We start from the raw sequence: 9,446 nt of genomic DNA, 5'->3' as shown, positions 1-9,446 counted from the left end.
CAAAAATTGAATGGAAACTATATTAAAATCTAAAATTACCTGCCCGAACTGCGGACATAAAAAAGTAGAAGATATGCCAACAAATGCTTGTCAATTTTTCTACGAGTGTGAGAATTGTAAAACGGTTCTAAAACCAAATGAAGGGGATTGTTGCGTTTATTGCTCTTATGGATCTGTACCTTGTCCACCGATTCAAGAAAACAAAAACTGTTGTTAAGTAAACAAAGTTAAAATAACCTTATTTAAGATAAGTTAAATTCTGTTTTTTTTGATTTTCAAATGCAGTTTTTGCTGCTTCTGTATAAAAATGGTGTTCATTCAAAAATTTTACATTCAATTTTATCCACTCTTCATCCGTGAATGTCATATCCAGAAAAGTTTCCCATTCTCTACGCAGCAATCTATTTCTCTCTGAAAAAGTGGTCATTCCCAAATGGCTTAAATCTGCGTCGTTCAATATTTTTTCTAATAGATTTGTTGGCTCTCTTCCCATTTCCGTTGAAAGGATAGTGCTCTCTACTATTTTAATTTTCTCTTCTGGAAAATTTTGTTTTTGCAAAAATTCTCTTGCAATTGTACAACTTAATTTTTCGTGACCTATTGTTATTTCGATGTTGCCGACATCGTGAAAATAAGCGGCTATCACTACCATTTCTCTTTCCACGTCTGTCAGGTTCGATTTTTGTGCAAGGAAATTTGCATTATGAGCGACTTCTGCTGTATGCCGATAGTTATGGAATTGTAAAGAGCGACACCTTCCGTTTTTTAAAAGTTTTTTGCAGTGTTTTTCTGTCTTAATAATTAATTCAGTGTTCATTCTATACCAACTTCTTTTTATGACTGTAAAAAATCAATAGACCCAATAGTGCAACACTTACTGCCGTTGCGGGAATTGTTCCCAAATCCAAACCGCCTTCAGCCGTCGTTTTTGTAAGCAAATCGCCAAATGTTGCGCCGAATGGCCTCGTGAAAATAAACGCAATCCAAAACAAAATGATATGGCTTATTTTGGTGGTGTAATGCAACAAAACAACAATTACAATAACACCTGCGGTTACCATTGCCCCTTGCAAATAACTCAAGCCTACATTATCACTTAAAAAATCGCCAAAAGCTGTGCCCAAGCTGTTAGAGAATAAAATTGCAATCCAATAAAACAGTTCCACTTTTTTATTTAAAATGGGATATACTTCAATTTTTCCAATGGTGCTTTTCCATATCCAAAGAGTGTTTATCAATAGTGTTATCAAAATCAATGATCCTGCGAGATAGCCTAAATGCAATGTCCTATCCATAAAATCCGATATTTCAGTACCTACAGTTGTGGTGCCGACAATGACCAACCAAAATAACAATGGAATGTACTTTTTAGTCATTAATTGCATCGCTAACACCAACAGAAAAAATACAGCGGTAATGGCAAGACCAATCGCATATCCTAATTGTAGCGTATGTGCCAAAAGGTCGCCCAATGTTTCGCCCAATGTAGTCGCGATAATTTTCATTATCCAAAAGAGCAATGTAATTTTTGCGACTTTGTTTAAACCCTCTGAGATAACTTTTGCCTTTTTCATTTTAGTGGTTTGTTTCGTCTAACAATTTTCGTTTTTTCAATACTTTCAAAATCAGATAAATCACGGTTGTGATAATTGCACCATAAAACCAAAACTCAGTTTCAAATTCAAAAGGTTCTTTTTCAACCAAATCGCCCACCAAATCAAAAATCCAAAAAAGTAGAAATATTGCGCAAAGCCCATTCTTTTCCTTTTTGAGTACTTTTTTAATACTAAAAGCGTATTTCGGTTTTGTATAATTTTTGAGAGATGGAATAAATGCTGGAACATTCTCTGCCCAATCTAAATATGTTTGCCCGAATTTATTCCGTAGAAAATTTTCTTCGGCATACATTATACGCTCATAATAAAAAGAATAGAAGAAAATGAAAGCAACTGTAAACCAAGCATTTTCAGTAAGCATTGCAACACCGAGCCACATAAAGAAGTTTCCGAGATATAATGGATGCCTTACTACTGAATAGATTCCTGTGGTATTCAACTCATCGGCCAATTGTCCACCTTTTGTATTTCTTCCCGATGTATTTTTAGGTGTATGCCCAACGGTAAAAATTCTGATTGCAAGACCGAGCAAGCTTACGCCAAGACAGATATACTCGAAACTTTCTGACAACCACGTTTCGGGTGTTTCAATCTCATAATATTCGGTGTAGATGTATACCGATAGTCCAATTCCTAAAATAATTAAAGGCAGATAACTTCTGTTTTTAAATAGAAAATCGCCCTGTGTTTTTAATTCTTCTTGTAATGCCATTTTTGTTAAAATTTAAATTTGAAACCTACCATATGATTGCCTTCAAAATTTGAATAGGTCAATTCCATATGCTCTTGTTGATACTCTGTAGTGAATAATAAATTGCTTCCAAGACCGATTGCAGCACCTGCAATTACATCGAGTATATCGTGTTTGTTGCTATCGATGCGGCTTGCAGCAGTAAAGCCAGCCAGTGCATAAGATGGCAGGGCATACTTAAAGCCATATCGTCTATGCACATATCCTGCGCTATGAAAAACCGTTGAAGTATGTCCGGATGGAAAAGCGTTGTCATTGCTCATATCCGGTCGCTGTTTGTTGATGGAATATTTTAGGCCATAGGTTACGCCTACGGTAAGCAGAAGGCCTTTGGTAAACTGCCAAGCCCCTTTTTCATCACCAATTATAAAACTTGTTCCTAAAGTTGCGGCAGGCAATGCAAATAAGACGACATCACCAATTTTTTGGGTTGTGCCAATTTCGGGCTTTGTTTCGCTCGTATCTTGCGCTTGTATTTGAAATGTTACAAGGCTAAAGAATAAGCTAAAAAAGAGTAATAATGTTTTTTTAAAAAATGATATTTCCATCTGTGTACTTTGAATTGTTATCCAAAGAACGCACGAGATTTGATGTAAATTTTAACAGAGTAGTGCAGAACAATTAATCTGCACAAAATAGGTAAATTTAGGAAAGACTATTTTTGAATTGAGTAGGTGTTAAACCCTTATGTTTCTTGAAGGTTGCGTTAAATGAGGACTTGGAATTAAAACCAACATCCGTAGCAATACCAAGAAGTGTAAAATGATTATTCTGGTCGTTTTTAAGTCGACAAACGAATTCTTCTACACGATATTCATTCACGAAATCTTGAAAACTTTTATTCATATGTTCATTCAATACTTCCGAAATATATTGGCGTGGAATATTTAGTTTATCTGAAACATCGACAATTGATAATTTGTTATTGAGATACAATTTATCCTTTTCCATTGAGCGAACCAAGTCCGCTTTGTATTGTTCAATTAGTTTCGGGTTAAGGTTGGAATTTTTGTATTTGCCAATTTCAACATTTGGTAGAACATCTTTACCCTTACTTAACAATTTGAAGGCTATAAAATAAAACAAAAAGGCAACGACCAATAGAAGATAAGTGTTGAAATTTTGGTCATTAAGAAAAGGTAATTCAACTGTAATAAAAACATTCAGTAATTCATCCAAGGATGACAAAGCAAATATCAATGCTATCGGAATCGCAAAATAGATTATCCAATGTTTCGTTCTCGTAGTTAAGATTGAATATATTATCAAAGACAAATACGCCACAAATGTTAACTCTATAATGCTTTCAAATATTTCAACAATTGATTTTTCTGCAACCATCCATATTTCGAGTGCTTCAATAAAGAAATAAATGATATTTGGCAAGAAGAAAAGGTAATCAAGCTTGGAAAATTTTTCTTTCCCATTTTTGTAGTATCGGAAAAACAGGAATAGAAATGTTACAAATAGTGAACTATCGAACAGAAACCAATCTGCATCTTGAACAAATAGGTTATTATCATCATCGCCTGCCACATACAGTAGCACGGAAACCAAACTTCCAAAGAGCAACCAAAACGTAGTTTTCTTGTATTCTTTACGATTGATAAACAATACCGAAAGAACAAAAACACCTTGTATTAAGGCAATTATTTGTAGTGTTTTTAGCATTAAAAAAAATAATTATTTGGCAAGATATTAAAATTTGCGACTACGGTTGCCATTCCGTATTGCTTTACGTCAATTACATAAGTCAACGAAAAAAACGGTAAATTATTAGATATGGAATTTTGTTAAGTGTAAGTTTCTCATTCGTAGATTACTTTCTTTTATCCTCAGCCTTCGTGTCAAAAGCAATCAAGTTAAAAAGCTCTCGCATCCGGCTACGAACCCGATTGCCATAGCGTTCTTCCAGTTCTTCGGCATTGAGATTCGTGGTGGCGTGGGTTTTAATTTTGCGTTTAGTATCGAGGTAGAGTTCATATCGGGATAAGAGCACTTCGCCCATCACATTAAGATCCTTACCATAAAATCTTCCAGATGGTTCTACGCCTAAATCATCAAAACAATAGAATTTGGTATTTCCATATTCCTCAACCGTTTTAAAACCGAGGTGGTTAAAACTGAAGGTTACATTACGGCAGGGAATCATTTCATAAGGGCGTTGCAAAGGAACCAAATGGCGTAATAATTTCATCAAACTGGTCTTGCCGCAACCAACAGGTCCAGAAAGTAAAATACCTTTGTCAATATCAATTCCGTAGGTATTACAATTTTCCTTGTCCTTGATGAAGTAAGAACAGAGCTTCAGTAGAATATCCTTATCCTCATCATAAATCCTGAATTTTTTACCAAACAATAGTTTGCCTTTGGCATTCAGGTAAATCAGAATTTTTGGAAAATCGTATAGGACGCTTTTGCCATCAAATTTTCCCAGCGAATATTCCACGCCACCTTCGATAATTTTAGAGGGGTTGTCCATAGTCTTTGTTTTTAGTGGTTCGCAAGTTGTCCTTGATTTGGGACGCTTGTTTTTTGTTTGGTTTGTTTTCTTCTTCGAAAAGTTCGGTTCTATCCATCCAGTTTGTGGCCAATGAGCGCCAATCCCGTATTGGCTTTCCGTCACTTGTTTTCCATTCTCGGTCTGCATAATGCTCGTAGAATTTTTTTGCTTCATCCGCATCAAAACCTTTTTCTTCAAAAAATAAAACAACAGCCTGCCTGCCCTTTGGCTGTTTTATACTGTTTTCTTGTTTGATATTGTTTGTATTAGATACCAATGCTTGTCCATCTATGGGACGGTGTTGGTTCACTACTTGTCCGTTTTTGGGATGGTGGTGTCCCTCAAGCGGTACACCTCTGGGATGGTACTGTTCCGCAAGCTGTTCTAATGTGGGATTGTACTGTCCCACAACTGGTTCATCACTTGTACCGATAATGGCCATCTTGATTTTGCTGCCCTTATACGGATTGTTGGATGGGAAGTAAGACAGATAGAGCCAAGCATCCAATTCGGTAATGCATCGGTGATATGTTGATTTTGAACCAATCTTGGCAACGCGCATTAGTTCCCGTCGATTTACATAGAATTCATCCATAAACCGAGAGCTGTTCCATTCCTGGAACAGCGCCATATACAAACTGATATGGGTAGGATTTAGGCGGTCATCAAAATAGAACTTCTCAAAAGCCGCATTAAGTAGCTTTATATAGTTCATCGCTTAAGAATTTAGACCGTGACACACACGGTTGGCGTCCATCACTTTTTGAATTTCTTCTGTATCGTAATAGATAATACCACCTACTTTGGTATAGGGCAAGGTGCCATTGATACGAAGATTTTGAAGTGTGCCTGGACTCACTTGAAGCAAATCCATAACCTCAGAAGATTTGAGGTATTTTTTTAGTTTTCCTTTGGACTGATTGGTAAGTAGTTTTTTAATGTCATCGAGCAATTCCATTTTGAATTCCCGAAGGTCGTCTGTGGTAATAATACTTGTCGGCATAATAGAACGGTTTTAATAGAAAGGGACTATCTGGGTTCATACTTTTAATTGATAGTCCCTGACCTGATTTGACTTTCGTTCTACAAATTTGAGGTGGTTTATTGGATTTTATTCCCCAGTACGACCGTACTACGGTCAAAATTTAACATCTTGAAATTTGGTGTGTTTTGGTGTGTTTTGAGTTGACTTTTAGGAAATATAGTCATCAAAGCATACTAAAATTTATTAAAAATTCGCGTGAAACTAAATCACCGTAGGTCGACCGTACTACGGTCTTTTTTTAACAGTTTGAAACGTACTACTTATAGAGTGAATTTAGGGTTCATTTCTCACTTCTATCCATTTCTATGAGTAGCGATGTAGCAAGTTGGTCCAGAAAAAGTGTTCGGCTGTTTTTCCTGTTTTTAATGTCCTGATAGGTTTTGTAGATGTCTTTTGGTTCAATATTAAATAGTTGTTCCAACTTTTTTGAAACCTGCATAATGCCTTGATTGTTTTGTTTTCCCAATCCTTTTGAACATAGTGCATAGAGCAATTCTACGTAATCCGTATTTGAAAATGGCCAGTCAATTTTTTCCATTGGTTTGATGCTCTTGTGTTTTCCGTTTAATCCGTTACGAACCCTATCTTTCTTTTCATCAAAATAGGTCACTAAATAATCATAAGCCTTGTATTTGCCCAAAAGCATATCTCTTGGTGTGCAAAATTCAGGGTCTTGGAAGTAGAATTTGGATGTTGTGATATGAAAGTTTTCCAGATAATCCCGTGTGTAATACTCTTTGTCAAAATGGGTAGCCCCAGAATTCACATAACGTCCAAAGTCAATATTATAAAGGAAGAATCGATTTATTTTATTGATTTTTTTCTTTATCGATTTTAGTTGGGCATCCTTATCGCCTTTGGGAAGTTGAATCTCAAATGAATGTATTTCAGAAAAGTAGATGAGTTTAATGAGTGGAACCTGCTTTGTGTTCTTGAAGAAATTTATCTCATCTTGAACTGTCTTAAATTTCGTTTTGATTATTTCTTTTTTATAAGCACTCAGTAATTTGCGACAGGCCTTTATGGAAAGGTAGGCACTTTCTATAATGTTTCCATTCTGAATTTTGATTTCATCCAGATCCTTTAAAAGTTTTTGAGATAGCAATTGTGAGTTCATAAGCAGGAACTTTAATGTTGTAAACCATAGAAATGGGATTTAGTTGATAAGGTTGGTTAGATGATGTCATAGTCCTGCAAAATGGTATAAATGAAAGTCACGTTTCATAAAATTTGTGGTTCATTGATGTATTTTAGGGAACTCTATCTAAAGTAACTTTACGTTGCGATTTTACAAGGAAAACGTACCGTATATATTTACGGAATAGTCCGTATTTTTCTACGGATAACTTGTGAGGTATTGCCAATATTGGGCTCTGTAAACAATTGAATTTGCCTATTTTTTCTTGCGAAATCGTTTTAAAAATTCACGCCTATTCTTCACGCCTGTCTTTTTGAAGATATTGGATGCGTGTTTCGATACAGTACTTTCAGCGATGAACAAATCTTTGGCTATATTTTTATAGCTCAAATTACTCAGAATTGACAAGGCTACCTCGATTTCCCTTCGGGTCAAATCTTCATAAATGATTTTGCGTTCTACCGATTCATCACGTTGTTTTTTCTTTAGGGCAAATACCTCATACATTCGATTGTTGTTTTCTATAAAGTACAAATACCTATCAGCTTCAATAGCGGTTATCGCAAAAAAAGCCAAGTTCATTACGGTAAAAGTTATCCATTGGTAGTCGCCTATAACGGTACAAATGGGTAATAAGGCTATGCTTGCCACACTAACCATCGACAGCTTGTTTCGCCTTACTATAAAGGTATTGGGATTGCTCGGATTTGCGATTCTACGATAAAAAATAAACAGAAAAATAAAGGCTATAATGGATATGGGAATGGTAAAAAGGAAACGTGCCGATTTCAACGAATCTGTCAGAAAGTAGGGAATCAAAAATAAAACTACAAAGCTAACGCTTGCCAGTATAGCGAGATTTCTAATGGATGAGTTGAACTTCAATACAACGATGTCATACTCTTTATAAAGGTAGTAAACAATGTAAACGCAAAGCGCAATGGCCACACCGTATGTGATGATATATTGAAGGATAAAAGGTCCGGGAAAGTTTTCTACGGGTAGAAACCCGCCAGTAGCATTATAGGCAATAAATAAAATTCCGAGATATAGAAATCGCCTTAGGCTACTGCGCGTTTTCTTTCTTGAAAAATAAAGGGTAAGCAATACTATGAACGTATCTATTAAAAGATAGAAGAACGTTGTCCAATGTATTGATGTCCCAAACATTTATATTCCTACTCATTGCGCTCAAATTTGTTGGTTTCTAAATTTTTTGAAATATTGTTCCAAAGAAAAATTTGTCCGTTCATAGCAATATAAACATCCGGTTTTAGAAGCTGAAGCGAGCTGATTGCATATCCTAAATTAAATGGTGCATCCGTGTTCTCAGATGAACCTAAAATGAAAGACCCAACCAGAACAATGGTTTTTTTCAGATTGAGTCTTCCTATATATTTTGCGGTATCTTCCATCGTGAAAGTACCGTGTGTTATTAAAATCTTAGTCGCATTAGATTCCTTAATCTTGCAAGCCAACTGCGCTCGGTCATCATCCGTTATGGCTCTGCTATCTTTTTTGAAAACACTATCTATGGTGTATTCAAAACCAATATTGGCTTTATCAAGAAAGCCTTGAATGCTGATATTTGATTGGGTAATACCTTGACCATCTACATAATCCAGTCCCTCAATGGTGCCACCTGTTGTAAGAATATGTATCATAAAATAGGACGTGTTGTGACCTATAAAGATAGCGGATTTTTATCGGTAAATCTTTAGCAGCAACATTGTGAGAACTTTGAAACATTATGATTCCCATTTCATCCGTTGCAACCGAACCGCATTTAATATAGCAAGCAACGCCACACCCACATCGGCAAACACCGCTTCCCACATAGTAGCCAAACCACCTGCACCGAGGATAAGCACAATTACTTTAACCCCAAACGCCAAGCCAATATTTTGCCAAACGATGCTTCGGGTAGAACGCCCAATTTTAATTGCCCTGGCAATCTTGCTTGGTTGGTCGGTCTGGATGATGACATCTGCCGTCTCGATGGCAACATCGCTGCCCAAACCACCCATTGCGATACCTACACCACTTGCTGCCAATACAGGCGCATCATTTATACCATCGCCTATGAATGCCACTTTCGTTTCAGGTTGTTTTTTGAGCTCTTCTACCTCGTTCAGCTTATCTTCCGGTAGTAGGCCACCTTTTGCCCAATCAATACTTAATTCTTTGGAAACTTGTTGCGTAATGGAATCTTTATCGCCTGAAAGCATTATAATTTTTGAAATACCAGCCTCACGTATTTGCTTTATGGCTTGGTGGGCATCTTCCTTCAGTTCATCGGCAATGGTCACATAACCCGCAAACTTTCCATCAATGGCAACCATTACTATGGATTCTACAATGCTATCGGTTTCAGAAGGTACTTCGATGCTGTT

Annotated in this window: 13 protein-coding genes; 1 reads left to right on the top strand and 12 read right to left on the bottom strand. The window is 36.3% G+C overall.

Features of this window, described 5'->3' with window-relative positions:
• Positions 1 to 10: 10 nt before the first annotated feature.
• Positions 11 to 217 carry a GDCCVxC domain-containing (seleno)protein gene (locus CJ305_RS19695; protein ID WP_099647823.1) on the top strand — a complete coding sequence of 69 codons (207 nt, stop codon included), beginning with the start codon at positions 11 to 13 and terminating at the stop codon, positions 215 to 217.
• Between the two features lie 21 nt (positions 218 to 238).
• Here the strand turns inward: CJ305_RS19695 and CJ305_RS18905 are convergent, their stop codons facing one another.
• The 12 genes from CJ305_RS18905 to CJ305_RS18850 all read right to left on the bottom strand — a co-directional run.
• Positions 239 to 817, bottom strand: a complete 579-nt coding sequence (locus CJ305_RS18905) for an HD domain-containing protein (RefSeq protein ID WP_099647822.1) — start codon at positions 815 to 817, stop codon at positions 239 to 241.
• 1 nt (position 818) lies between these two features.
• Positions 819 to 1,574: a COG4705 family protein gene (locus CJ305_RS18900; protein ID WP_099647821.1), complete on the bottom strand. Its 756-nt coding sequence runs from the start codon at positions 1,572 to 1,574 to the stop codon at positions 819 to 821.
• A 1-nt stretch (position 1,575) separates the two neighbouring features.
• Entirely contained in the window at positions 1,576 to 2,328 is a 753-nt protein-coding gene (locus CJ305_RS18895; RefSeq protein WP_099647820.1) for a methyltransferase family protein, read from the bottom strand.
• A gap of 5 nt (positions 2,329 to 2,333) precedes the next feature.
• The gene (locus tag CJ305_RS18890) at positions 2,334 to 2,915 is read right to left on the bottom strand and encodes a phosphatase PAP2 family protein (protein ID WP_099647819.1); all 582 of its coding nucleotides are present in this window, start codon (positions 2,913 to 2,915) and stop codon (positions 2,334 to 2,336) included.
• Positions 2,916 to 3,012: 97 nt separating this feature from the next.
• Positions 3,013 to 4,038, bottom strand: coding sequence for a helix-turn-helix domain-containing protein (locus CJ305_RS18885; protein WP_099647818.1), 1,026 nt, complete (start codon positions 4,036 to 4,038; stop codon positions 3,013 to 3,015).
• A 148-nt stretch (positions 4,039 to 4,186) separates the two neighbouring features.
• On the bottom strand, positions 4,187 to 4,849 hold the full coding sequence (locus CJ305_RS18880) for a P-loop NTPase family protein (RefSeq protein WP_099647817.1): 663 nt from the start codon (positions 4,847 to 4,849) through the stop codon (positions 4,187 to 4,189).
• On the bottom strand, positions 4,833 to 5,585 hold the full coding sequence (locus CJ305_RS18875; protein WP_099647816.1) for a hypothetical protein: 753 nt from the start codon (positions 5,583 to 5,585) through the stop codon (positions 4,833 to 4,835). Before CJ305_RS18875 ends, CJ305_RS18880 begins: the two co-directional genes overlap by 17 nt.
• A 3-nt stretch (positions 5,586 to 5,588) precedes the next feature.
• The gene (locus CJ305_RS18870; protein ID WP_099647815.1) at positions 5,589 to 5,873 is read right to left on the bottom strand and encodes a helix-turn-helix domain-containing protein; all 285 of its coding nucleotides are present in this window, start codon (positions 5,871 to 5,873) and stop codon (positions 5,589 to 5,591) included.
• A gap of 322 nt (positions 5,874 to 6,195) precedes the next feature.
• On the bottom strand, positions 6,196 to 7,032 hold the full coding sequence (locus tag CJ305_RS18865; protein WP_099647814.1) for an RteC domain-containing protein: 837 nt from the start codon (positions 7,030 to 7,032) through the stop codon (positions 6,196 to 6,198).
• 276 nt (positions 7,033 to 7,308) lie between these two features.
• Positions 7,309 to 7,713 carry a response regulator transcription factor gene (locus tag CJ305_RS19690; protein WP_223248936.1) on the bottom strand — a complete coding sequence of 135 codons (405 nt, stop codon included), beginning with the start codon at positions 7,711 to 7,713 and terminating at the stop codon, positions 7,309 to 7,311.
• A gap of 518 nt (positions 7,714 to 8,231) precedes the next feature.
• Positions 8,232 to 8,717 carry an asparaginase domain-containing protein gene (locus CJ305_RS18855; protein WP_099647812.1) on the bottom strand — a complete coding sequence of 162 codons (486 nt, stop codon included), beginning with the start codon at positions 8,715 to 8,717 and terminating at the stop codon, positions 8,232 to 8,234.
• A gap of 84 nt (positions 8,718 to 8,801) precedes the next feature.
• The coding region (locus CJ305_RS18850) for an HAD-IC family P-type ATPase (RefSeq protein WP_143469423.1) at positions 8,802 to 9,446 on the bottom strand (645 nt) is incomplete at its 5' end.

This window comes from Leeuwenhoekiella nanhaiensis (assembly GCF_002744755.1).
Taxonomy (GTDB): Bacteria; Bacteroidota; Bacteroidia; order Flavobacteriales; family Flavobacteriaceae; genus Leeuwenhoekiella; species Leeuwenhoekiella nanhaiensis.
This window is presented reverse-complemented; position numbering and strand designations above follow the sequence as displayed.